General features: G+C 68.6%; 22 protein-coding genes. 7 read left to right on the top strand and 15 right to left on the bottom strand.

What is annotated here, in order from left to right:
- Positions 1-23: 23 nt before the first annotated feature.
- The 5 genes from paaD to VH569_RS04585 all read right to left on the bottom strand — a co-directional run bounded on the left by paaD (position 24) and on the right by VH569_RS04585 (position 3,714).
- On the bottom strand, positions 24-545 hold the full coding sequence (gene paaD, locus VH569_RS04605) for a 1,2-phenylacetyl-CoA epoxidase subunit PaaD (RefSeq protein WP_423314334.1): 522 nt from the start codon (positions 543-545) through the stop codon (positions 24-26).
- A 7-nt stretch (positions 546-552) separates the two neighbouring features.
- Complete coding sequence (gene paaC / locus VH569_RS04600) at positions 553-1,317, bottom strand: 1,2-phenylacetyl-CoA epoxidase subunit PaaC (protein ID WP_423314333.1); 765 nt, start codon at positions 1,315-1,317, stop codon at positions 553-555.
- Positions 1,317-1,604 carry a 1,2-phenylacetyl-CoA epoxidase subunit PaaB gene (gene paaB / locus VH569_RS04595; protein WP_423314332.1) on the bottom strand — a complete coding sequence of 96 codons (288 nt, stop codon included), beginning with the start codon at positions 1,602-1,604 and terminating at the stop codon, positions 1,317-1,319. Before paaB ends, paaC begins: the two co-directional genes overlap by 1 nt.
- Before the next feature lie 26 nt (positions 1,605-1,630).
- A complete protein-coding gene (paaA, locus tag VH569_RS04590; RefSeq protein WP_423314331.1) occupies positions 1,631-2,644 on the bottom strand; it encodes a 1,2-phenylacetyl-CoA epoxidase subunit PaaA in 1,014 nt (337 codons plus the stop codon).
- 470 nt (positions 2,645-3,114) lie between these two features.
- Entirely contained in the window at positions 3,115-3,714 is a 600-nt protein-coding gene (locus VH569_RS04585; protein WP_161957998.1) for a Crp/Fnr family transcriptional regulator, read from the bottom strand.
- A gap of 455 nt (positions 3,715-4,169) precedes the next feature.
- Here VH569_RS04585 and VH569_RS04580 point away from each other — a divergent pair, with 455 nt between their 5' ends.
- Positions 4,170-4,388 (top strand): hypothetical protein, encoded by a 219-nt coding sequence (locus VH569_RS04580; protein WP_423314330.1) that lies wholly within the window; start codon positions 4,170-4,172, stop codon positions 4,386-4,388.
- A 101-nt stretch (positions 4,389-4,489) separates the two neighbouring features.
- Here the strand turns inward: VH569_RS04580 and VH569_RS04575 are convergent, their stop codons facing one another.
- From VH569_RS04575 to rimO, 7 genes are all read right to left on the bottom strand, one after another.
- A complete protein-coding gene (locus VH569_RS04575) occupies positions 4,490-6,844 on the bottom strand; it encodes an ATP-binding protein (RefSeq protein WP_423314329.1) in 2,355 nt (784 codons plus the stop codon).
- Positions 6,845-6,852: 8 nt separating this feature from the next.
- Positions 6,853-8,046: an ABC transporter substrate-binding protein gene (locus VH569_RS04570; protein WP_423314328.1), complete on the bottom strand. Its 1,194-nt coding sequence runs from the start codon at positions 8,044-8,046 to the stop codon at positions 6,853-6,855.
- A gap of 284 nt (positions 8,047-8,330) precedes the next feature.
- Positions 8,331-8,756 (bottom strand): OsmC family protein, encoded by a 426-nt coding sequence (locus VH569_RS04565; RefSeq protein ID WP_423314327.1) that lies wholly within the window; start codon positions 8,754-8,756, stop codon positions 8,331-8,333.
- 182 nt (positions 8,757-8,938) lie between these two features.
- Positions 8,939-9,190, bottom strand: a complete 252-nt coding sequence (locus tag VH569_RS04560) for a hypothetical protein (RefSeq protein ID WP_042690341.1) — start codon at positions 9,188-9,190, stop codon at positions 8,939-8,941.
- A 134-nt stretch (positions 9,191-9,324) separates the two neighbouring features.
- On the bottom strand, positions 9,325-9,492 hold the full coding sequence (locus VH569_RS04555) for a hypothetical protein (RefSeq protein WP_423314326.1): 168 nt from the start codon (positions 9,490-9,492) through the stop codon (positions 9,325-9,327).
- A 70-nt stretch (positions 9,493-9,562) separates the two neighbouring features.
- Complete coding sequence (locus VH569_RS04550; protein ID WP_423314325.1) at positions 9,563-9,922, bottom strand: HNH endonuclease; 360 nt, start codon at positions 9,920-9,922, stop codon at positions 9,563-9,565.
- 28 nt (positions 9,923-9,950) lie between these two features.
- Positions 9,951-11,270 carry a 30S ribosomal protein S12 methylthiotransferase RimO gene (gene rimO, locus VH569_RS04545; protein WP_109047847.1) on the bottom strand — a complete coding sequence of 440 codons (1,320 nt, stop codon included), beginning with the start codon at positions 11,268-11,270 and terminating at the stop codon, positions 9,951-9,953.
- Between the two features lie 381 nt (positions 11,271-11,651).
- Between rimO and VH569_RS04540 the strand changes: the two genes are divergently transcribed.
- The gene (locus VH569_RS04540) at positions 11,652-12,209 is read left to right on the top strand and encodes a MarR family winged helix-turn-helix transcriptional regulator (RefSeq protein ID WP_423314324.1); all 558 of its coding nucleotides are present in this window, start codon (positions 11,652-11,654) and stop codon (positions 12,207-12,209) included.
- A gap of 40 nt (positions 12,210-12,249) precedes the next feature.
- Here VH569_RS04540 and VH569_RS04535 read toward each other — a convergent pair whose 3' ends face one another.
- The 3 genes from VH569_RS04535 to dnaE are packed head-to-tail and all read right to left on the bottom strand — an operon-like array spanning position 12,250 to position 17,598.
- Positions 12,250-13,209 (bottom strand): DUF1624 domain-containing protein, encoded by a 960-nt coding sequence (locus VH569_RS04535; RefSeq protein ID WP_423314323.1) that lies wholly within the window; start codon positions 13,207-13,209, stop codon positions 12,250-12,252.
- Positions 13,206-14,093, bottom strand: a complete 888-nt coding sequence (locus tag VH569_RS04530) for a hypothetical protein (RefSeq protein WP_423314322.1) — start codon at positions 14,091-14,093, stop codon at positions 13,206-13,208. Before VH569_RS04530 ends, VH569_RS04535 begins: the two co-directional genes overlap by 4 nt.
- 13 nt (positions 14,094-14,106) lie before the next feature.
- The gene (dnaE, locus tag VH569_RS04525) at positions 14,107-17,598 is read right to left on the bottom strand and encodes a DNA polymerase III subunit alpha (RefSeq protein ID WP_423314321.1); all 3,492 of its coding nucleotides are present in this window, start codon (positions 17,596-17,598) and stop codon (positions 14,107-14,109) included.
- A 136-nt stretch (positions 17,599-17,734) separates the two neighbouring features.
- Between dnaE and VH569_RS04520 the strand changes: the two genes are divergently transcribed.
- The 5 genes from VH569_RS04520 (at position 17,735) to ggt (ending at position 24,263) form a co-directional block, all read left to right on the top strand.
- The gene (locus VH569_RS04520) at positions 17,735-18,391 is read left to right on the top strand and encodes a hypothetical protein (protein ID WP_423314320.1); all 657 of its coding nucleotides are present in this window, start codon (positions 17,735-17,737) and stop codon (positions 18,389-18,391) included.
- Between the two features lie 101 nt (positions 18,392-18,492).
- Positions 18,493-19,374 (top strand): EamA family transporter, encoded by an 882-nt coding sequence (locus VH569_RS04515; protein WP_423314319.1) that lies wholly within the window; start codon positions 18,493-18,495, stop codon positions 19,372-19,374.
- A gap of 219 nt (positions 19,375-19,593) precedes the next feature.
- Positions 19,594-21,864 carry a response regulator gene (locus tag VH569_RS04510; protein WP_423314318.1) on the top strand — a complete coding sequence of 757 codons (2,271 nt, stop codon included), beginning with the start codon at positions 19,594-19,596 and terminating at the stop codon, positions 21,862-21,864.
- Between the two features lie 97 nt (positions 21,865-21,961).
- Positions 21,962-22,273 (top strand): YgaP family membrane protein, encoded by a 312-nt coding sequence (locus tag VH569_RS04505; protein WP_109096410.1) that lies wholly within the window; start codon positions 21,962-21,964, stop codon positions 22,271-22,273.
- 193 nt (positions 22,274-22,466) lie between these two features.
- Positions 22,467-24,263: a gamma-glutamyltransferase gene (gene ggt / locus VH569_RS04500; protein WP_423314317.1), complete on the top strand. Its 1,797-nt coding sequence runs from the start codon at positions 22,467-22,469 to the stop codon at positions 24,261-24,263.
- Positions 24,264-24,421 lie beyond the last annotated feature (158 nt).

The raw sequence follows: 24,421 nt of genomic DNA, 5'->3' as shown, positions 1-24,421 counted from the left end.
GAGGGGGCCTCCGCCGAAGCCGCTCAATGGCATTTGAACACGTCGAACGGTTCGAGGCAGGCGTTGCAGGCGTGCAGCGCCTTGCAGGCGGTGGAGCCGAAACGGCTGATCTGGCGGGTGTCTTCCGATCCGCAGCGCGGGCAGGCGATCACCTCGTCCGGTGCCGTCAGCGCCCGCTTGCCGGAATGCGGCGGCGGGACGATGCCGACCTCGGCCAGCTTTTCGCGGCCGGTGTCGCTGATCCAGTCGGTCGTCCAGGGCGGGGCGATCACCACCGAGACGCGGGCGTCGAGACGCGCACGGGCCAGCGCGGTTTCCGCCTCAAGCACGATGACGCCGGTCGCCGGGCAGCCGGAATAGGTCGGCGTCAGCGCCACCGACAGCCGCCCGTCCGCATCTGCCGAGACGGCGCGGACGATGCCGAGATCGACGATGCTCAGCACCGGGATCTCCGGATCCATCACCCCGGCCAGAGCGTCCCAGGCGGCCCTCACAACCGCATCGGCGCCCGGTTCCGGTCCCCAGCAGCCCGCTGCATCCGGCATGGCATCCTCACCAGTTCGCGTCGGGATAGGCGCGCGGCAAGAACTGCATCTCGGCCAGCAGATAGCCCAGATGCTCGCTGTGCTCGCCGCGGCGGCCGCCCTTCTGCATCCAGCCGTCGGCCGGGCGGTCGAGCGTGGCGTCATTCAGCACCGCTTCGACGCGGGCGGTCCAGGCGGCCTTCAGCCCGGCCGGGTCGGGGACGATGCCGGCGGCGACCAGCGCCTGTTCGGCCTCGTCGCGCTCGAACATTTCGCCGGTGTAGGGCCAGAGCCGGCTCAGCGCGTCGGCGACCTTGGCATGGCTGACGTCGGTGCCGTCGCCCAGCCGCACCAGCCAGTCGCCGCTGTGGCGGACATGGTAGCGCACCTCCTTCACCGCCTTGGCGGCGATGCCGGCCAGCGTCTCGTCCGTCGAAGCGCACAGTCGCCCGTACAGCTCCACCGCCCAGGCATCGTGCAGGAACTGGCGGACGATGGTGTGGCCGAAATCGCGGTTGGGCTGCTCGACCAGCAGATGGTTGCGGTAGTCGAAGACGTCGCGGCGGTAGGCGAGGCGGTCCTCGTCGCGGCCCTTGCCCTCCAGCTCGCCGGCATAGGTCAGCAGCATGCGGGCATGGCCGACGAGGTCGAGCGCGACGTTGGTCAGCGCGATGTCCTCTTCCAGCTCCGGCGCATGGCCGCACCATTCCGACAGCCGGTGCCCCAGCACCAGCGAGGTGTCGCCCAGACGCAGCGTGTAGCCGAACAGGGCCTCCTTGAGATCCGTGCTCATCAGATATTCTTCACGTCTGAGGGGATGTCGTAGAAGGTCGGGTGGCGATAGACCTTGTCGTCGGCCGGGTCGAACAGGCTGGCCTTGTCCGTCGGATCGGACGCCGCGATGCTGGATGCCGGAACCGCCCAGATGCTGACGCCCTCGCCGCGGCGGGTATAGACGTCGCGGGCGTTGTCCAGCGCCATGCGGGCGTCGGCGGCGTGCAGGCTGCCGACATGCTTGTGCGACAACCCGTTCTTCGGCCGGATGAAGATCTCGAACAGCGGCCAGTCCTTACGATCCATAATCTCGTTCCCTCGGAAATCTTCGGTCAGCCGGCCTTCTTCAGGGCGCGCTGCTGGCGTTTGGCGGCGTGGGCGACGGCGGCCTCGCGGACCCAGGCGCCTTCGTCCCACGCCTTGCGGCGGGCCTCGATGCGCTCGCGGTTGCAGGGGCCGTTGCCCTTCAGGATCTCGTTGAACTCGGTCCAGTCGATGGCGCCGAACTCGTAATGGCCGGTCTCGGCGTTGAGGCGCAGCTCCGGGTCCGGGATGGTCAATCCCAGGAACTCCGCCTGCGGCACCGTGGCGTCGACGAAGCGCTGGCGCAGCTCGTCGTTGGAGAAGCGCTTGATCTTCCAGGCCATGTTCTGGGCGGAGTGGGCCGACTGGTCGTCCGACGGGCCGAACATCATCAGCGACGGCCACCACCAGCGGTTCAGCGCGTCCTGCGCCATCCGCTTCTGCTCCACCGTGCCCTGGGCCAGCGCCAGCATCAGCTCGTAGCCCTGGCGCTGGTGGAAGCTCTCCTCGCGGCAGATGCGGACCATGGCGCGGGCATAGGGTCCGTAGGAGCAGCGGCAGAGCGGCACCTGGTTCATGATCGCCGCGCCGTCGACCAGCCAGCCGATGGCGCCGATGTCGGCCCAGGTCGGGGTCGGGTAGTTGAAGATGCTGGAATATTTGGCCTTGCCCGCCAGCAGCTGGCCGACCAGCTCGTCGCGCGACACGCCCAGCGTCTCGGCAGCGCTGTAGAGGTAGAGGCCGTGCCCGCCCTCGTCCTGCACCTTCGCCAGCAGGGCCACCTTGCGGCGCAGGGTCGGCGCGCGGGTGACCCAGTTCCCTTCCGGCAGCATGCCGACGATTTCCGAATGGGCGTGCTGCGAGATCTGGCGGACCAGCGTGCGGCGGTAGCCTTCCGGCATCCAGTCGCGCGGCTCGATCTTCTCCTCGGCGTCGACGCGCTCCTGGAAGCGGCCCTGGAGAGCGGCTTCCTGCTCCGTCACCAGCCGGGGAGACGGTTGAGCGCCCTGCTCGGTCTTGGCATCCAAACCCTGCGTGTACATCGGCATCCCCGAGATGGATTGCGCGTCCAGCGAACAATTTCTGAAGGAAAAATATGATACAGATCAACGACTGTAAAGAGGAATTGTGTGTCGCTTTAGGGGTGGGGAGGTGTGATCGCAGAAAAGCGTTTTATAACAAGGAATTGATTTGAAAATTCCGGACGCGTGCCGGGGTGGTCCGCAGGGCGGATGGGCGCATGGATCCCACCACCGATACACCGGAGCTGCGGTTTTGCGGATTTTGTGCGGCGCAGAAAAGGCTGGGCGGGCAGGGAGGATAGCTGCCGGACCGATGGTTGACCCCAGCGCTGCGGATTGGGCGCAGCGGCACTCATCGGTCGGGCGCAGGCGTCCCGCCAGGAGCCGCTCCGCAGGGTGGGGAGGGCTCTGCTGACGGGGAACTGCGACGCTGGCGGATCGGGAGGCGAAGCCGAGGCTTCGGGGGGATTTGAACGGCCGAAGCCAGCGCCTCAGGCGCCGGCGCCGGAAAAGGTGCGCTCCAGGCGACGGGGCGCGCGGATCAAGTGGAGGTACAGCTCGTCGAACTGCCCGACGGAGGCAAGCTGGCGCACGTCGTTGACGGTGATGCGCTGGCCGTTCACTTCGATCAGGCCGCTGTCGCGCAGCCGGCGCAGGGTCCGGTTGATGTGGACGATGCTCAGACCCAGCGCGTCGGCCAGGATCTCCTGCGTCACCGGCAGGACGAAATGTCCGTCGGTCACCATGTTGACGATGCTGAGGCGGCGCAGAAGCTCGACCAGCAGGTGGGCGGTGCGTTCCAGCGCCGTCCGCCGGCCCAGGCTGAGCAGCCGTTCGGCCAGGATCGCCTCCTCCCGTGCGCCCGACCAGGCGAGCGCCGCGGCGAGGCGCGGGAAGGAGCGGAACATCTCGCCGATCCGCTCCGGCGGAAAGCTCGCCACCTCGACCTGGGTCAGGGTGGTGACGCTGTGGTCGGCGGATTCGAACAGCGTGCAATACATGCCGATGATGTCGCCCGGCAGGACGAAGTTTACGACCTGACGCCGGCCATCGGGCAAGGCCTTGTGGCGGATCGCCCAGCCATCCCGCATGATCCGAACGTCCCGATATCTTTCTCCCTGTTGGAGTAGATCGGTGCGTGGCGATACACGAGCAATTGTCCTTTCCAAATCGGTAAGGTACAACTTCTCCTCATCCGACAGGATGAGGTAGCTGCTCAATTTAAGCCACAATGGAGTGGGTTCCAGGGCGCGGCTCGCCGGTGCGCGAGTCATGGTCGTCTTTGCCTTCTTTGTCCTAATATTGGCGCTCTGATAAACGGACGTGCAGTTGACCCGGTTCCGCGTGAACTCGAACGTTTAGGGTTTTCGGCAAAGGCGGCCACAACATAGGTTAATCAGCGAAATATTTTTCTCGAACGGCCTGTGACGCGCAGCCGACCATGGTGTTGTTCCCTATGCAATTGGACCTACCGGCAGCATGGCCGGACGGAAGCACATCCAATCACACGGGGGGCATGATGACGGCGGAGGATGGGGCGGCGGGGATGGCCGCTCTCTCGATTTGTGAATCGTTGGTGATCGCCATGGTCGAGAAAGGCCTCCTTACGGTGGAGGAGGCCCGGGGCGTGCTTGAGGACGCGGCGGCGGCTCATCTGCGGCAGGAGACTGCCGGATTGGCGGACGGGTATCAGGAAAGTGCGGTGCGGGCGATAGAACGGCTCGTCCTGCAGGTGGACGCCGCTGGGCAATCCGGTCGAAGATGACCTGAGGCTGCACGTCGGCGCACTCGAACCGGTTCAATCGGTCAGCCGGTTCGAGTGGGGCTGGTTCGAGTGGGCAACCGGTTCGAGTGGGGCCGGCGCGATCAGCCCGGCAGGATGACCGGATTGCGCCGGCTGCCGGTCTTCCGCCCACCCTCGGTTACGGTCCGCTCCAGAACGGCGTCGCTCAGCAGTTGCGCGACTTCCTTGGCGGCGATGGGCTTGTGCAGGATGCGGTAGCCGCTGGCTTCCGCGTCGGCGATGCGCTGCGGTGCGGTGTCCCCGGTCAGAACCACACTGGTCGGAACCGCGAAGCCCCGGCCGCGCAGGGCGACCTCGACCGCCTGGATGGCCTGCAGGCCGGTGGCCCCCGCCTCCAGCCGGTAATCGGCGATCACCAGATCGGGCGGACGGTCCTGGCCGCTCAGCAGGCGCAGCGCATGGCCGGCGCTGTCCGCCGCGGTCACCCTCCAGCCGAAATCCTCGATCAGCAGGGTCAAGCCTTCGCGGACCAGCGGGTCGTCGTCGATGACCAGGGCGGTGCCGCGTCCCGGCTCCGGCGCCTGTTCGGCCGGTGCGGGGGTGGACGGCGTCTCGATGACCGCTTGGGCCGGGGTGGGGATCTCCAGCGTGAAGCAGGACCCCTTGTTCGGCCGGGAGGCGACATGAACGCGGTAGCCGAGCAGCCGCGCCAGCCGGTCGACGATGGCGAGCCCCAGCCCCAGCCCCTTGCCGCGGTCGCGGGTGGGGTTGGAGACCTGATAGAACTCGTGGAAGATCCGCTCCAGATGTTCGGGCGGGATGCCGATGCCGGTGTCGTAGACCTGGATGCGCAGAACCCCGTGGGCATGGCGGCAGCCCAGCAGGATGCGGCCATGGTCGGTGTAGCGCAGCGCGTTCTCCACCAGATTGCGGATGATCCGCTCCAGCAGCGCGGCGTCGGCGTTCAGCGTCACGCCGGTGGGGACGCTGCGGAAGGCCACCCCCTTCTCCGCGGCGCGCAGGCGGTATTCGCCCTCCAGCCGCGCGAAGATGGTGCCGAGCGACACCGCCTGCACATTGGGCGACACCGTGCCGGCATCCAGCTTGGAGATGTCGAGGATGGCGTCGAGCAGGCGGCACAGCGCGTCCATCGACGCCTCGATGCTGCCGACCAGGGAGGCGGCGGGGTGGTCGCCGAGCCGGATCGCCAGTGCCGAGGTCAGCAGGACCAGCGACTGCACCGGCTGGCGCAGGTCGTGGCTGGCCGCGGCCAGGAAATGCGTCTTGGCGGCGTTGGCGCGCTCCGCCACCATCAGCGCCATCACCGCTTCCTGGCGCGAGCGTTCCGTCTCGTTGCGTGCGCTTTCCGCTTCGGCGCGGGCCTGCTCGGCGCGCTCGGCCAGCGTGCGCTGGATGGTGATCTCCTCCGCCGCGCGCATCTCGCGGTCGCGCTGGATGCCGGCGATGTGGTCCAGCATGGCGTTGAAGCCGCGCGCCAGGGCGGACACCTCGTCGTTGCCGCGCACTTCGGCGCGCTGGCCGGTGAATCCGTCGGAGGCGATGGCGCCGGCCAGCCGCTCCAGTTCGCGCAGGGAGCGGGTCATGTGGTTGCCGACGGCGCGGCTGCCGACATAGATCGCCAGCAGCGCGGCCAGCCCCACCATCCCATAGGCGGGCAGCATCCAGGACAGCAGCGCCGAGGTCGGCGTTTCCGGCGCCTCCAGCCGCAGGGTCAGCCCCAGCGAGGCCAGCCGTTCCGGCACGGTCAGCGGCACCGTCACCGCCATCATGTCGGGCGGCGGCGGCTTCGGTGCATCGCCGGCATAGAGAAGCTCCGCCTCCGGATGCAGCACCAGGAAGTCGAGCGGCACCTTGTAGAGCAGCGCCCCTTCCGGCGACAGGGTGCGGGAATAGATCAGCATCTCCGCCGCCAGCAGGAACTGCGCGTCGCCCTGCTGGACCACGCGGGCGGCCGGCTTGCCGGCGGCGATGGCGGCGCGCAGCCAGGCCATGTCGGCCGGCGCAATCGCCAGCGGATCGGCATGGCGGCCGTTGTCGGCGATGGTCTCCCCTTCGAAATCGGTGAAGACCAGGGCGACCGGAACGCTGGCGATGTGGTTGAAGCTGCCCAGGAAGGGGATCAGGTAGGTTTCCTTGCCGGCGGAATCGACCAGGGCGGTGGCGAGCATGCTGTTGTTCGCCAACTCGCGCACCGTGGTCACCAGCGTGTTCAGCAGCCCTTCGGTCTGGCGGGCGGCGAGGCTGGCGTTCGCCTCCACATTGGCATGGTGCTGGCGGGCCAGATGGCGGCTGGACACCACATACAGGCTGGCGCCGATCAGGATGGCGATCAGCGCGCCCAGCATCAGCGACACCAGCGCGAAGCGGCGCGCCAGACGGCCGGAGGTCAGCATCCGCTGCGCGGTGCGCGGGACGCTGCCGTAGGCTGGCGGATCGAGGGGGGTGGGATCGGTCATCCGTCTTCTCAATCCACCGGGACCAGCACGCCGTCGGTGCGGAACCGTGCCATCAGCAGGTCGTCGGGCCCAAGCGCCTCGTGCCGGCCGGGGGCGAAGGGGCGGTCGAAGTCGCGGATCACGCCGCGATAGGGGCCGACCTGCTCCAGCGCGTCGCGCACCGCGCTGCGGTCGGTGGTGCCGGCACGGTCGATGGCCAGCGCCAGGATGCGGGTCAGATCGTAGGCATGCAGGAAGCCCACCGGCGACACGATGTCCTCCGGCCGGCGGATGCCGAACAGCCGGCCGGCGGTCTCCAGCACCGGGGCCAGCCGGTCCGGCGGGATGCGGAGGGGGCTGACCGTCTGGATCACGGTGAAATCGACCTCGCTGAGGGCCGGTCCGGCCTGTCCGACGAAGTCGCCGCCGGTGACGCCCCAATGGCTGAGGATCGGCAGCCGCTGCTGCGCCGGCAGGGCGGCCACTTCGCGCACCAGCACGGCGGCCTCGTCGTCGTTGGCGACCAGCAGGATCGCCTGGGCGCCGTCCTCGGCCAGCGCCTGATACTTGTCGAGCAGCGAGCGGTCGCGCCAGTTGTACCAGGCGGTGCCGGCCAGGTCCGGGACCTTGTGGCCGGCGAGATAGCGGCTGGCGGCCTCCAGGTTGGAGCGGCCCCAGGCGGTGTTGGTCAGCAGGAGCCCGACGCGGGTCAGGCCGCGGTCGGCGGCGCGCTTCAGCAGGAAGGGCATCGCCAGGCTGTCGCGCAGCGACAGGCGGAAGATGTAGTTGGGCTCCATGCCGTTGTCGACGATGGCGTCGGCCGACGACCAGGGCGCCAGGAACAGGGTGCGGGTCTGTTCCAGGAGCGGCAGTTCCTCGATCACCACCGGGCTGAACCGGCCGCCGAACACGGCGATCAGATCAGGAATGGTGGCCAGTTCCCGGATGTTCTTGATGCCGCGGGCGGAGATCGACCGGTGTTCGCGCGTGATCAGCTCCAGCGGCCGGCCGCCCAGCACGCCGCCCTGGCGGTTGATGTCGTCGATGGCGGTCAGGATGCCGCGTTCGATGGCCTCTGCCGAGGTGCTGTTGGTCAGCCCGAACTCACCGTCCAGCGCCAGGATCACCGGCTCGCGGCCCAACTCCCGGCCCACCTCTCCCGCCGTCTGGGCGGCCGCAGCCGTCGCCAGCGCCGCGAGCGGCAGCGCAAACAGAAGAAACATCGGCCGGCAAAGGCGGAGGACTGCGATGAACATTGACCGTCGTTCGATGGGATCGGCGGACGGAAGATGGGCTCCCGCACACGCAAGGCCGCACTATGGGTGGGCGGAAGCGGCGGGGTCAATCTGCCCTTCGGCAGAGCGGAAGGTTTGAAAGACATGAAGCGCCGCGGCAGCTTTGCCGCCGGTGGCTCGCTGCATTATCTGCACCGGTACGCTTGCCGCCGCGGGGCCCGGCGGGGAAAGGCGCCGCCCGGCATTGGGCGGCGCCTTTCCTGCGGGACGGATCAGAGAAGCCTGGCTGTCAGGCTGATCTGGGTGCCGGCCAGCGCCTTCGACACCGGACAGTTGGCCTTGGCGCCGTTCGCCTGTTCCTGGAAGGTGGCCTCGTCGATGCCGGGGATCTCCGCCTCGCACTCCAGCTCGATCCGGCTGATGGCGAAGCCGGTGCCGGCCTTCTCAAGATGCACCTTGGCGGTGGTGTGGACGCGGGTCGGCGTGTGGCCGGCCTGGGAGAGCCCGGCCGACAGCGCCATGGAGAAGCAGCCGGCATGCGCCGCCGCGATCAGCTCCTCCGGATTGGTGCCCTGGCCGTTCTCGAAGCGCGACGGGAAGGAGTAGCTGCCTTCGAAGGCGCCGCTGCCCAGCCGCATCTTGCCGCTGCCCGATTTGAGGTCGCCACGCCATTCGGCGTCCGATTGCCGCATCGCCATGCTGATGTCTCCCTTTGACGGTCGTGGTTGGTCCGGCCGGCCGCGATCGGGGGTGCCGCCATTGCGGGACCGGTCGGGCCTGACCTAGGGCAGGGGGGCGCCGCGGCCAGCCATATACCACCTCCGCGCTTCACGCCGCCCGCCACGCCGCCCGCTGCCCTTGTCGTGCCGGGCGCCAGGCGTCAGGCCTCCTGAACGGTCTCGATTTCCGACAGGTCCGACAGGCGGCGGGCCAGACGTTCGGTACAGCGCACTTCCAGAATGCCGAAGCCGGCGTTGGGGGCGATGGTGTGGAGGTCGCCGGCCATGCCGTTCTCGCTGGCCAGCCGCCGCACCCGTTCCACCATGGCGTCGCGTTCCGGCCGTCCCGGACGCAGGCCCGGCAGCGGGCGGGTGAAGTGCAGCTTGTATCGCTTGAAGATCGAGGGGGCCATTCTGGTCACGGAAGCCGGGTCATGGGTGCGAAGTGGGGGCGGCCCCCCGGCATGAAGCCTGCGGATGCCGTCCCCCGGATCTCGCACAGGCCGGCGGTGCGGCGCCAGCCTGAAAAGCCCCTTATTCCGGCAGCCTACGTCTTCGGCTCGACATTCTCGGCGCCGGCACGGGTGCCGCCGAAGCGGTCGGCGCCCTTGGCGTCGGGGGCGTCCGGCTTCTTGTGGTTGCCGGTGTTCTGCTCGCCCTCGGTATGGCGGACGGTCTCTTCGGTGTGGGGCTGCTTGTTCTGCTGGCCGGTCATCGGCGACGCTCCTTCTATATATAAGGTGTCTTCCGTTAACCGGATCGGGCCGCTTTGGTTTCGAGCGGCCTCACCGTTGCCGGGCGATGGTCCGGGAAATGGCCTGGGCCACGGCAATCCAGCGCTCTTCCTCGTCCGCTCCCTCTCCCTCGTCGCGCAGGACGCGCAGGGGCGGCCAGACGCCGAGCCGGCTGGAGCGGCGCAGCGCGAAAAACCGGTCGAGTTCCTCGTCGGTCGGCAGGCGGTCGTCCTTGCGCTGGTTGCAGCGGCGGTGCGCCAGCACGACGTTGGCCGGATCGTCGATCCCGCCATAGGCCTGGGGGATCAGATGGTCGAAGGTGGACTTCGCCCCCACCGACCCGTCGCAGAAGAAGCAGCGCCCGCCCTGCTGGACGTCCATCAGTCTGGCATCGTCCGGCGTGACGGGCATGGCGCTCTCCGGTCTGTCGTCTGCAGGGTTAGAGGTCGCGCTCGACGCTGCCCCACAGGTCGTACTCGTCGGCATGCTCGATGGTGACGTCGACCATGTCGCCCGGCTTCAGGCCGGTCTCGCCGTTCAGGAAGACGTTGCCGTCGATCTCCGGCGCGTCGGCATAGGAGCGGCCGATGGCGCCGTCCTCGTCGACCTCGTCGATCAGGACGCCCAGCGTATAGCCGACCTTCTGCTGGAGCCGCTCGGCGCTGATCGCCTTCTGCGTCTCCATGAAGCGCTCCCAGCGCTCCTGCTTGACCTCTTCCGGGACGGCGCCGGGCAGGTCGTTGGCGGTCGCACCCTCCACCGGCTCGTACTTGAAGCAGCCGACGCGGTCGAGCTGGGCCTCCTTCAGCCAGTCCAGCATGAACTGGAAGTCCTCCTCCGTCTCGCCGGGGAAGCCGGTGATGAAGGTGGAGCGCAGGACCAGATGCGGGCACTCGTCGCGCCATTTGCGGATGCGGTCCAGCTGCTTTTCCTGGGCGGCCGGGCGGCGCATCGCCTTCAGGACGGTGGGCGAGGCATGCTGGAACGGGATGTCGAGATAGGGGAGGATCCTGCCCTCCGCCATCAGCGGGATGACCTCGTCCACATGCGGGTAGGGGTAGACGTAATGCAGGCGGACCCACAGGTCGAAGTTCGCCAGCTCGTTGCACAGGTCGAAGAAGCGGGTGCGGACCTCGCGGTCGTACCATTTCTCCGTCTTGTACTTCACGTCGACGCCGTAGGCGCTGGTGTCCTGCGAGATGACCAGCAGTTCCTTGACACCGGCGACCGCCAGCTTCTCCGCCTCGCGCAGGACCGAATGGATCGGCCGGCTGACCAGATCGCCGCGCAGGGACGGGATGATGCAGAAGCTGCAGCGGTTGTTGCAGCCTTCGGAAATCTTCAGATAGGCGTAATGGCGCGGGGTCAGCCGCAGCCCTTCCGGCGGCACCAGATCGGTGAAGGGATTGTGCGTCGGCGGCACCGCCTCGTGCACGGCGCTGACCACCTGCTCGTACTGGTGCGGACCGGTGACGGCCAGCACGCCGGGGTGGACTTGCCGGATCATGTCCGATTCCACGCCCATGCAGCCGGTGACGATCACCCGCCCGTTTTCCTTGATCGCCTCGCCGATGGCGTCCAGCGATTCCTTCTTGGCGCTGTCGAGGAAGCCGCAGGTGTTGACCAGAACGACGTCCGCGCCGTCGTAGCTGGGGGAGATCTCGTACCCCTCCGCGCGCAGGCGGGTGAGGATACGCTCTGAATCGACGAGCGCCTTCGGGCAGCCGAGGCTGACGATGCCGACCTTCGGGGCGCCCATGGTCTGAGCGGCGGCCGGCGATGCGGACTTCGGAACGGGGGATGTGGTCATCGCGCGCGTATACAGCCGAATCGAAGATTACGCCAGTGAAACATGGCAAAATAGCCCGCAGGCATGGCCGCCATGCCCGTTTCGCCTGGAACTGCCGGGCCTTCGAGGTCTTTCGGCGCCTTGTCCATCCCTTCGCCCCTCCTTCGCCAGGCTCAAGCCAATGCGACAATTTGCAACAAAAGGGTGAAGTGTTCGATGTTCCGTTTTGTGTTCAACCACGCTAGTATGTATGACGATCTTATGATCGATGTGGCTGCCGCCTTACAGCGATAGCCGCCAGCCTTGTGATGCGCCCATCGTATAGCCACTAAACCTTATAGAGTGGAAAAAATGGACTTCGCAAAAGTGCGCGGTGTTGCTGCGGGCCGGATGTCGGTCCGGAACAACGGGACGCTGGACCGGCCGCTGATCGGAGCCGGAGCCATCGGAGCCACCATGGACTTCGTCGAACCGGATCGTGCGGGGGCCGCCTCGCCGCAGGCCATCGCCGACGTGATGCTGCAGATCTCCCACATCGCCGACAGCCTTGGCTATACCCATGGCCTGAAGCCGTCGCAGTGGACGGCGCTCCGCTATTTCGCCGGGGCCAACAACAGCCAGCGCACCGTGTCGGCCTTCGCCGACTTCCACGCCACGACCCGTGGGGCCGCCTCGCAGATGGTCGAGGTGCTGGTGGGCAAGGAACTGCTGGTCCGCGTGCCGGTTCCGGAGGACCGCCGCGTCACCCAGCTGCACCCGACGCCGAAGGCGCTGGAGCTGCTGCGACACGACCCGCTGAACGACTTTGCCGGCGTCATCGCCGCGCTGCCGGGCGAAGACCAGTACAAGCTGGCCGAGACGCTGACCAGCCTGCTGCGCGGCCTGCTGGAAAAGCGCCAGTCCGTCTGACTGCCGGCGCGGCCCGGGCGACCGAGCCCGTCCGCCGCCGTCAGGGCTTGCGGCAAGCGGCGACCGCCGCCTCCAGCCCGCGCCGGTCGTGCTCGTTGAGGCGGTTGGCGACGAAGCCCTCCCACAATCCGTTGCGCGCCAGTTCGGATTGCACGCAGCCGCAGTTGGCGGCGCAGGTGGCCCTCGCCACGCCGGCGCGTTCGCAGCTCGCCACGCAGGATGCCTGGAACTCGCGCACGGCGGGCGTCTCCACCGGCATCAGCTGCGCCGCGGCCCAGGCGATCCCGAACAGCAGCGGCTGGTGCAGCAGATAGACGGCAAGGCTGTGCCGGCCGCCGAAGGCGAGCAGCCGCGCGGCGTGGCCTGTCACCGCCACCCCCTCGCCCAGCCCAGGCCACAGCCGGCCGATCCCGATGCCGGCCAGGACTCCGCCGATCCAGGGCAGAAGCGGCACGTAATCGTTGGAGTCCGGCGCCACGCTGGTCAGCCCGATCCAGCGCAGCCAGGGGCTGTCGAACAGCGGGAAGCCCTGGGTCGTCCCGACCAGCACCGCCGCTGCCGCCACTGCCAGCGTCACGATGGCGGGCAGGCGGACGAAGGCGAGCCCGATGACGCTCGCCACCGCGATGTGGTGCAGCACGCCGAAGAAGATCGGGCTGTCGGGGAACAGGGCATAGGACGCCGCCGACACCGCCGCGGCCCCGGCCGCCACCCGCCCCAGCCGGCGCAGGAAGCGCCCGGACTCGATCCCGTCGCGGCTCGCAAGCACCAGACCGATGCCGGCCAGCAGCAGGAAGCTCGACAGGATTGCGGTGCGGGCGGCGAGCCACAGCGGGTTGCCCAGCAGATCGAAGCCGGCGAGGCCGAAATAGGTGGCGTCCCAGCTGCCGTGATAGGCCGCCATCGCCACCAGCGCCAGCCCGCGCGCCACGTCGATTGCCGGGCGGCGCGAGGGCCGTTTTGCTAGGCCCTGTGCCGGCGTGACGCCGATTGCGCTCATGTTCCAGCCATCCCCACCCCGAAAATCCACCCCTCCTGCCGCCTTGCGGTGTCGTCCAGCCCCGGCGGCGCCCAGGCGCGCGGGGTGCTGGCGAGCCAGCGCAGACCGGCGGCCGACACCAGAGCGTCGCTGTCATGGTCGCTGACCGTCCCGGTCCGCTCCAATGGGTGCGAGCCCAATCGGTGCAAAGCCTCGTCCATCTCGGCACCGTCGCGGATCTTGCGCTGGCCGAAGCCGGTATGCTTCAGGAACAGGCGCGGGTAGATCTCCACCATCACGCTGGCGCCCGGTGCCGGGTCATCGAAGGGCCAGACCGCCAGGCGGCCGGGCAGGGCGTGGCGCAGGGCACGCAGCACCCGCATGCCGGCCAGCGCGCCCTTGCCGACCTGACGCGAGCCGATCAGCTTGTAGGGGCTCTGCGGGTGGCCCAGCCCATCGGCGCGGCAGGCCCATTCGGTGGCGCGGTGCGGGTCCTCGTACCAGTCCGGCTGCGGCCCGCCATGCCAGAAGCCGACCCCGTGCAGCGGATGGCTGGCGAAGGGACCGCCGCCGAAGTCGGGCTCCGCCGCGCAGATCTCCTCCACCGCGTCCCACAGGTCGAAGACGGTGGCCGCGCGCCCGGGAAAGCCGTGCGCCGCCACCGCGAAGGGCAGGGAGAAGGCGCAGTCGATCCCGACCAAAGCGGGCTCCTTCGGCAGTTCCGCACGCAGCCAGTCGAACACCGCCGTCCGCGACCACCAGCCGCGGGGGCCCTCCACCAGCCGGGGGGCGGCGTCGCCCGCGGCACACTCGGCCACCGCGATTCCGGCGTAGCGCTTGGCCAGCGCGCCGGACCAGTCGATGGCGATGAAGCGCCCGAAGGCGGGCGCCGCGGTCCCGGTCACAATCCGGCTCCGGTCAAAGCTCCGCCACCTCCACCACGCCCGGTACCGCCTTCAGGGCGGAGCGGCTCTGCGCGGTGATGGTGTAGCTGCCGGGCAGCTCGATCTCGATCTCCTTCAGCGGGTCGACCTCGACCAGCACATTGATGCGGCTCTTGCCGCGCGACAGCCGGTCCAGCGTGGCGCGCAGATGCTCGATCGGGCCGGGGTCGCGCAGGACGACGCGCAGGCCGGCGCTGACCGAGGCGACGGCCTCCTCCAGCGGCTTGATCTCCTGGCAGGTCAGGCGGATCTCTTCCCCGTTCAACTGGACATCGACGGTCAGCAGAACCGCGTTGCCCGGCTCCAGCAGGGCGCGGTTGACCGCCAGGATTTCCGAGAACAGCGTGACCTCGTAGCCGCCGGCGGCGTCCGACAGCTCGACGAAAGCGAAGCGGTTGCCGGACTTGGAGGTCTTCTCCTTCTTCGACACGATGATGCCGGCCATCGCGCGGCGGGTCATGCCGCCGGCCTTGGCGACGTTCGCCAGATCGGCCGAGCGCACCACCTTCATGCGGCCGAGCGGGCCGGAATAGGCGTCGAGCGGGTGGGCCGACAGGTAGAAGCCGATGGCGCCGAACTCGTGCTTCAGCTTCTCCAGCGGTTCCCAGTCCTTGACCTTGGGCATCTCCGGTTCGGGCAGGCCGCCGCCCCCGCCGCCGAAGAGGTTGCCGATGCCGCTGTCGCGCTCCGCCGCCTCGGCCTGGGCGTAGCGGATGATGGTCTCCAGCGCGGCATGGACCTGGGCGCGGTTGGGGTTCAGCCCGTCGAAGGCACCGGCGCAGGCGAGATTCTCAAGCTGGCGCTTGTTGATGGTCTTCAGATCCAGCCGGCGGGCGAAGTCGAACAGGCTCTTGAACGGGCCGTTCTTTCGCCGCTCCTCCACCACCGCCTTCATGGCAGGCTGGCCGACGCCCTTGACGGCGGCCAGCGCATAGCGCACCGCCTTGGTCCCGTCGGCCAGCTGCTCCACCCCGAAGATCGCATCGGATTTGTTGATGTCCGGGGTCAGCAGCCTGACGCGCAGGCGGGCGAGTTCCTGGCGGAAGACGTTCAGCTTGTCGGTGTTGCCGAGGTCGAGCGTCATCGACGCCGCCATGAACTCCACCGGGTGGTTCGCCTTGAGATAGGCGGTGTGGTAGGCGACCAGGGCGTAGGCGGCGGCGTGGGACTTGTTGAAGCCGTAGCCGGCGAACTTCATGACCTGATCGAAGATCATGCTGGCCAGATCGGCCTTGACGCCGCGCGACTCCGCGCCGTCGCAGAAGATCTTGCGCTGGTTGTCCATCTCCTCCTTGATCTTCTTGCCCATGGCGCGGCGCAGAAGATCGGCGCCGCCCAGCGAATAGCCGGACAGCACCTGGGCGATCTGCATGACCTGTTCCTGGTAGATCATGATCCCGAAGGTCTCCTTCAGGATGCCTTCCAGGCTGTCATGCATGTAGTCGGCTTTTTCCTCGCCGTTCTTCACCCGGATGTATTTCGGGATGTTGTCCATCGGGCCGGGGCGGTAGAGCGACACCAGCGCGATGATGTCCTCCAGCCGGTTCGGCTTCAGCCGGCGCAGGACGTCGCGCATGCCCGAGCTTTCCAGCTGGAACACGCCGGTCGCCTCGGCGCGGCTGAGCAGCTGGTAGCTCTTCTCGTCGTCCAGCGGGACGGTGGTCAGGTCAGGCTTCTCGGGGATCAGGTCGACCGCGGTCTTCAGCACGGTCAGCGTCTTGAGGCCGAGGAAGTCGAACTTCACCAGACCGGCCTGTTCGACATATTTCATGTTGAACTGGGTGACCGGCATGTCCGACCGCGGGTCTCGGTAGAGCGGCACCAGCTCCTGCAAGGGGCGGTCGGCGATCACCACGCCGGCGGCGTGGGTCGAGGCGTGGCGGTAGAGACCTTCCAGCTTCAGCGCGATGTCGATCAGGTGGCGCACGGTGTCGTCGCCGTCGCGCGCCTGCCGCAGCATCTCCTCGCTGTCGAGCGCCTGTTGCAGCGTCACCGGGTTGGCCGGGTTGTTCGGCACCATCTTGCAGATCTTGTCGACCTGCCCGTAAGGCATCTGCAGGACGCGGCCGACGTCGCGCAGCACGGCGCGGGCCTGGAGCTTACCGAAGGTGATGATCTGGGCGACGCGGTCGTAGCCGTACTTGTTCTGGACGTAGCGGATGACCTCTTCGCGGCGGTCCTGGCAGAAGTCGATGTCGAAGTCGGGCATCGACACGCGTTCCGGGTTCAGGAAGCGTTCGAACAGCAGGCCGAAGCGCAGCGGGTCGAGATCGGTGATGGTCAGTGCCCAGGCGACGACGGAGCCGGCGCCCGAACCGCGGCCCGGCCCGACGGGGATGTCCTGGTTCTTCGCCCATTTGATGAAGTCCGACACGATCAGGAAGTAGCCGGGGAACTTCATCTTGACGATGACGTCCAGCTCGAACTCCAGCCGCTCGAAATAGGTCCGCCTCGTCTCGGCGCGCTGCTCCGGGGTCATGTCGGGCGTGTAGACGACCTTCTCCAGCCGCATCTCCAGGCCGGCGCGCGACTGGGCGCGCAGCTCGTCGTCCTCGGTGCGGCCGCCTTCGCAGGCAAAGGGCGGCAGGATCGGCTTGATCGGCTTCAGCAGGAAGGAGCAGCGCCGGGCGATGGCGACCGTGTTGTCCAGCGCCTCCGGCAGATCGGCGAACAGCAGCCGCATCTCCTCCGCCGACTTGAAGCGGTGGTCGGGGGTCAGCCGGCGGCGGTCCTCCTGGCTGAGATAGGCGCCCTCGGCGATGCACATCAGCGCGTCGTGCGCCTCGTACATGTCGGCGGTGGCGAAATAGCAGTCGTTGGTGGCGACCAGCGGCAGGTCGTGGGCATAGGCGAGGTCGATCAGCGCCGGTTCGATGGCGTTCTCAGCCGCAGCGAAATGGCCGCGCCCGCCCTCGTGCCGCTGCAACTCGACATAGAGGCGGCCGGGGAACAGCCGCTTCAGCCGCTCCAGAACGTCGAGCGCCAGATCCTTCTGCCCCTCGTGCAGCAGCCGGCCGACCGAGCCGCCGGGGCCGCCGGTCAGCGCGATCAGCCCGGCCGAATGGCCGTCCAGCGCGTCCAGCGTCACCTGGGGGCCGGCCAGCGGGTCCGACTCCAGGAAGGCTTTGGACACCAGCGCCGCGAGGTTGCGGTAGCCCTCCTCGTTCTGGCAGAGCAGGACGAGCTGGTCGGGGGTGGCCGCCGCCTTGCCGGGCAGGCCGGGCTTGGTCTGGGCCGGGCCGACGCGGGTGATGCCCAGCACGGTGCCGATGATCGGCTGCAAGCCGGCATCGGACGCGGCCAGCGCGAATTCCAGGGCGCCGAACAGGTTGCCGGTGTCGGTGACCGCGACGGCCGGCATCTGCTGTTTCAGGCAGAGCTTGACCAGCTCCTTCACCTTGATCGCACCTTCCGACAGCGAATAGGCGGAATGGACGCGCAGGTGGATGAAGTCGGCGTGGGGCATGGCAACCGGGGGCTTGCTGCGACAGGGCCCCTGGTTCTAGCACAGCCCGGACGGTTCCCGCGACGGTCGCGCGGGGGCATGCGAACGTGGTATGGAAGTCGCCGCAACACGTTCCAGGGATGGGGAGGACGCCGCGATGGATCGGCAGCACCTTGCACCCGTCGTCCGACTGCGGCTGGCCCTGCGGGACCGCCCTGCCGTCGGGACGGCGACGCCTTCGGCCCTGCTGACCGGGGCGCTGCTGACCGGGTTGGCGCTGGCGCTGTCGGCCTGCGAGACCGTGCCGCCGCCGCCGGCCGCGGCCCCGCCCGCGGCCGGGCTGCCGGACGGGCCGTCCAAACCCTTCAGCTCGGGCAAGGGCTGGACCGTCACCATCCACACGCCCCCCGGCGGCAAGCCCTTCTGCGTTGCGGAGCGCGGCATTCCGGTCGGCCAGAACGCCGCCCCGCGCCTCAGCTTCCGCACCGCCGCCGCCGAATCGGGCTTCATCCTGTCGGGCTTCACCCCGTCGGACAGCGGGGCGACGGTGAAGCCCGGCGAACGCTACGATCTGGCGGTGATGTCCGACCTGGGGCCGCGCCTGTCCCTGAGCGCCCGCGGCCTTTCCAACGGCAGCCTCTATGTCGCCGTGCCGACCAAGGGATTCCTGGAGGAGATGGAACCGCTCGCCCGCTCCCACCGCGTCAGCTTCCGCAGCAGCGGTCTGGGAGATATCGGCACGATGCTGCTGTCGGGATCGTCCTGGGCGATCAACGCATCGGACGAATGCCGGATCCTGCACGCGGAGTCGTGAGGCCGGTTCCACCCGCGGGGTTGACGCGCAGGTCAGCCAAGCAGGCCGCGCGCTCCGCCGCCGATTGACCGGCCCGGCGGGGCCCGTTTAGCCTTCGGATCATGCGCGCTTCCCACATCCTGCTTGCCGTGGCGGTTGCCGCCGTCTGGGGCCTGAACTTCGTCGCGATCAAGGTCGGATTGCGCGATTTCCCGCCGCTGCTGTTCTCCTGCCTGCGCTTCGCGCTGGCGGCGCTGCCGGTGGTGGTGCTGGGCTGGGGCAAGGGGCCGCCGGTGCCCTGGCGCTATGTCGTCGGCATCGGCGTGATGCTGGGCGTGGTCAAGTTCCCGCTGCTGTTCCTGGGCATCGACGTCGGCATGCCGGCGGGGCTTGCCTCGCTGGTGTTGCAGGCGCAGGCCTTCTTTACCGCCATCTTCGCCGCCTTCGCGCTCGGCGACCGGCCGGGGCCGCGTCAGGTCGGCGGCATGGCCGTCGCCTTCGCCGGCGTCGGGCTGATCGCGCTGGAGATGCCGGCCGGCGACTCGCTGCTCGGCCTTGGGCTGACGCTGGCGGCGGCGGCGGCCTGGGGCGTGGCGAACATCGTGATGAAGCAGGCCAAGGCCCCCGACCTGTTCAGCCTGATGGTCTGGGTCAGCCTCGTTCCGCCGCTGCCGCTGCTGGCGATGTCGCTGGCGCTGGAGGGGCCGGACCGCATCGCCCATGCCTTCACCTCCCTGACATTGGTCGGAGTCGGCTCGCTGATCTACATCGCGGCGGGGGCGACCTTGTTCGGTTTCGCCGCCTGGGGTTTCCTGATGCGGCATTATCCGGCGAGCCTCGTCGCGCCCTTCTCGCTGCTCGTCCCCATTTTCGGCATGAGCTCCAGCGCCTTGCTGCTGGGCGAGACCTTCACCACGGCGAAGCTGGCCGGCGGGCTGCTGGTGTTCGCCGGGCTGGCGCTGTCGGTGCTGAGACTGCCGGCGCGGGTGCGGGCGCGGGCCTGATCATAGGCTAATTGGGGGCCAATCGGGGGCCGATTGGGGATCGGATGGGACTGGCAGGAGGAACCAGGCGCATTAGAGTCCTATTGAACTCGATGAGCTTGACGCGGCGCTATGGCGTCCGGATCATTCCGGTCGATAGTTGCGTCCCTAAACCATAGGCAAGCCTTGATCTCCTCCGATAGGACTGCGCAACCGAATGGTGGAATGCCGAACGGTGGAATGCCGATTCCGCCGATCAGGCACTGGCAGGCCCATCTGCGCGCCAGCCGGCCCCTGCGCGTCCTGCTGCTGATCGGCGGGCTGTCGGTCGCCGTGCTGCTGGCGGCGACGGTCCAATACATCGACAGCATGCGCGACCGCGAGATGGAGGGGGCGGAGCGCGAACTGTCCACCCTGAACCTGTCGCTGGCGGAGCAGACGGCCAGCGCGACGCAGAGCGTCGATCTGGTGCTGACCACCATCATCGAGCAGCTGAAGTCGGACGGGATCGACACGCCGGAGGAGTATATCCGCCGGATGGGCGGGCGCGACACCCACCAGATGCTGCGGGCGCGCATCACCGGCCTGCCGCAGCTGGATGCGGTGACGATGATCGCGGCCGACGGGCACCTGATCAACTTCTCGCGTTATTACCCGATCCCGCCGGTCAACGTGGCCGACCGGGATTACTTCGCCTATCTGCGCGATCATGACACCACCGCCCCCTACATCAGCGAACCGGTGCAGAACCGCGGCAACGGCAGCTGGACGGTCTATCTGGCCCGCCGCATCAGCGGCCGGGACGGCAGCTTCGTCGGGCTGGTGCTGGGCGCCATCGAGCTGAGCTATTTCCAGAGGATCTATAAGGCGTTGCAGCCCGATGGCGACGGCAGCATCAGCCTGTGGCGCCGTGACGGCATCCTGCTGGCCCGCCATCCGGTGCTGCCGGACATCGGCCGGCCGCTGGGCCAGCGCCACTTCCTGAAGGTGCTGGAGCGCGCCAAGTCCGGCGTCTATTTCTCCTCCGGCGGGCTGAACGACGGCGCCCGTCTGGTGGCGACGCGGGCGCTGGCGGACTATCCGCTGGTCGTCAACGTGACGCGCAGGCTGGATGCCGTGCTGGACAAATGGCGGATCCAGGCCTGGACCATCGGTGCGGCAAGCGCCGTCGGCATCGCGGCGCTGCTGCTGTCGCTGTGGGCGCTGGCCCGCCAGTTCAGCGCCTACGAGGCGGCGACGCGGGCGATGGACGCCGCCCGCCGCGCCGTGGAGGGACGGGAGCAGGCCGAACATGCGCTGCGCCAGAGCCAGAAGATGGAGGCGATCGGCCAGCTGACCGGCGGCGTCGCCCATGATTTCAACAACCTGCTCCAGGCCATCGGCATCAACCTGCATGTCATCGACAGCCGCACCGAGGACGAGCGCATCGCCGGCCCGGCCCGGCTGGCCTTGCAGGCGGTCGAGCGGGGCGCCACCCTGACCCAGCATCTGCTGGCCTTCTCGCGCCGGCAGCAGCTTCGCCCGGTCCCGGTCGATGTCGCGACACTGGTGGAGCGGACCAGCCGCCTGCTCGGCCGCACGCTGGGCCAGTCGGTGCGGATCGAGACGGAGGTGGCGCCCGGCCTGTGGCCGGCGATGATCGACCCGACCCAGCTGGAAATGGCGCTGCTGAACCTGGCGCTGAACGCCCGCGATGCCATGCCCGGCGGCGGCACGCTGTGGATCCTGGCCGGCAACCGGACGGTGGCCGGCCCGGCGGCCGGCGATCCGGCGATTGGCAGCCGGTTGCCGGGGGCCGGTCCGCTGCCGGTGCAGGTGGAGGGGCTGGCGGCCGGCGACTATGTGGTTCTGCGGGTGCGTGACACCGGCACCGGCATGGCCGCCGAGGTCGCCGCCCGCGCCTTCGAGCCCTTCTTCACCACCAAGGAGGTCGGGCGCGGCACCGGGCTCGGTCTCAGCATGGTGCATGGGCTGGCGACCCAGTCCGGCGGCGGGGTGGAACTGGACAGCTGGCCGGGGCTGGGCACCACGGTGACGCTCTATCTGCCGCGCGCCGAGCAGGCGGCGGAGGTGGCCGCGGCACCGCCGCCTCCTCCGCCGCCGGCGAGGGCGAAGGTGGCGGAAACGGTGCCGGTCGGCGCCGGCTGCGCCATCCTGCTGGTGGACGACGAGGAGCTGGTGCGCTCCGCCACCGCCGGCTATCTGGCCCAGGCCGGCTTCGCGGTGCGCGAGGCGGCCGATGCGGCGGCGGCGCTGTCCCTGCTCGACCATGGGTTCCGGCCCGACGTGATCGTCACCGACCACATGATGCCGGGGATGACCGGGCTGGAGATGGCCCGCACCCTGCGCGCGCGCCAGGACGAGACGCCGATCCTGATGGTCACCGGCTATGCCGAGGATCTGACCTCCACCGCCGCGGCGCGCGAGATGTCGCTGACCGTGCTGTCCAAGCCCATCGAACCGTCGCGGCTGGTCCGTTCCATCCGCGACATGGCGTCGGTCGAGGGGTGAGGACAGGGCGGCGCTTCGGGAAGACCTCTTGGGGAACATCGGGGGAGTGGCGGCGTTGGAAGGGCGATCCCACCCCATTCCAGACCCCGGAGAAGCCATGAACGCCCAATCCACGATCCGCGACGCCTACGACAGCGTCTTCGAAGGTCACACCAACCTCGGCATGGGCGAGCGCATCGTCTCGACCGGTCTCGGCCTTGCCGTCGCGGCGGGCGGCCTGCGCAAGGGCGCCAGCATTCCCGGCGCCATCATGGGTCTGGTCGGCGCCGCGCTGGTCGCCCGCGGCATGAGCGGCCATTGCCCGCTCAAGGACCGCCTGTCCGGCGACCACCAGGACCGGCTGGGCCATGGCGGCTCCTATGGCGAGTCGCAGGCCGTCGACCATTCGCGCATGGCGGAAACCTACTGATCCGCACCGCGACGCGTCCATCCCTTCACCGGATGAAGCAGCCCAGTCACGGGAATGTGTGACGCAATTAACCCTGATGGTGAATTGTTGGGCAGGCCAGCGACGGGGTGAAGACCGGGGACCGCGGGTGTGACATCCTGCGGGGCCCGGGCAGCAGCCCCCGACCTGACGTCCCGCTCAGGAGTTTCACCGCATGTGGTTCCCTGCCTTCCGATCCCGGTCCACCATTGCGGCGGTGGCGGCGCTCTGCGTCGGCTCCGCCCTGGTGCTGCCGGTGCCGGCGCCCGCCCAGACTGCCGCGACCCCGGCACCGGCAACGGCCCCAGCCCTGGCATCGGCTTCGGTCCGCTACGACCTCGGCTACAACATTTTCTATCCCGTCCGCAGCCAGAACGGGATGGTGGCCTCCGAGCACCGGCTGGCGACCGAGATCGGCATCGACATCCTCAAGCGCGGCGGCAACGCGGTCGATGCGGCGGTGGCCGTCGGCTTCGCCCTGGCGGTGGTGCTGCCCAATGCCGGCAACATCGGCGGCGGCGGCTTCATGGTCGTGCATGACGCCAAGAGCGGCAAGGACGTCGCCATCGACTTCCGCGAGATGGCGCCGGCCAAGGCCTTCCGCGACATGTATCTGGACCAGCAGGGCAAGGTGGTCCCCGACCGCTCGCTCTACACCCATCTGGCGGTCGGCATTCCCGGCACCGTCGCCGGGCTGGCCCATGCGCTGGAAAAATATGGCACGATGACGCTGGCCGACGTGCTGGCCCCGGCGATCAAGCTGGCGCGCGAGGGGCACACCGTCACCCCGCAGCTCGCCGGGCTGCTGGAGGTCGAGCGCGACCATCTGGCCGCCTGGGACGCCACCCGCGCCATCTTCTTCAAGGACAACCGCCCGCTGACCGCCGGCGAGACGCTGGCCAACGCCGACCTCGCCAACTCGCTGGAGACGATCGCCCAGCAGGGGCCGAAGGCCTTCTACGAGGGCGCCATCGCCGACAGGATCGCGGCCGAAATGTCTCGCCACGGCGGCTACATCACCAAGGACGACCTGAAGGCCTACAAGGTGGTGGAGCGCGAGCCGGTCAGCGGCAGCTACCGCGGCTACACCGTCAAGTCGATGCCGCCGCCCAGCTCCGGCGGGACGCACATCATCCAGATGCTGAACATCCTGGAACGCTGGCCGCTGAAGGAGTACGGCCCCGACAGCGCCCGGTCGATCCACCTGATGGCGGAGGCGATGAAGCTGGCCTATGCCGACCGCTCCGAATATCTGGGCGATCCCGACTTCACCAAGGTGCCGGTGAAGGGCCTGACCTCGCGCAAATACGCCGACGAGCTGGCGGCAAAGATCGATCCCGAGAAGGCGACCCCGGCCGGCAGCATCAAGCCCGGCAAGCCGGCGCCCTACGAGAGCGACCAGACCACCCATTTCTCGGTGGCCGACAACCAGGGCAACGTCGTCAGCACCACCTACACGCTGAACCTCAATTTCGGCAGCGGCATCGTTGCCGAGGGCACCGGCATCCTGCTGAACAACGAGATGGACGATTTCTCGGCCAAGCCGGGCGTGCCCAACGCCTTCGGTCTGGTCGGCGGCGACGCCAACGCCGTTCAGCCCTACAAGCGGCCGCTGAGTTCGATGTCGCCGACCATCGTGCTGAAGGACGGCAAGCCCTGGCTGGTCACCGGCAGCCCCGGCGGTAGCCGCATCATCACCACCACCATGGAGACGGTGATCGACCACATCGATTTCGGCATGAACCCGGCCGAGGCCGCCGCCCTGCCGCGCGTCCATCACCAGTGGACCCCCGACGAGCTGCGGGTGGAGAAGGGCCTCAGCCCCGACACCGTCCGCCTGCTGGAGCAGATGGGCCACAAGGTGGCGGTGAAACCGACGATGGGCCGCACCCAGACCATCCAGCTGCGCGAGGACGGTCTGTACGGCTTTTCCGACCCGCGCAATCCGGACGGCATGACGCTGGGATATTGAGGGGAGCAACCGGGGAGGGGATTGGCCGGAGGGCAATGAGCGGAAGGGAGGAGGGGCGCCCGGCGGAGGCCGGGCGTCACAATTCCCGTGTACAAAGAAAAAGCGGCGTGCTTTGGTAACCTTTGATCCGCCATGACCGGCGGCGCAGGGGCCAAAGG

Source organism: Azospirillum sp. 11R-A (assembly GCF_049472615.1).
In the GTDB taxonomy this organism is placed as follows: domain Bacteria; phylum Pseudomonadota; class Alphaproteobacteria; order Azospirillales; family Azospirillaceae; genus Azospirillum; species Azospirillum palustre.
Note: the sequence above shows the minus strand (reverse complement) of the source record. Positions and strands in the feature narration are given on the sequence as shown.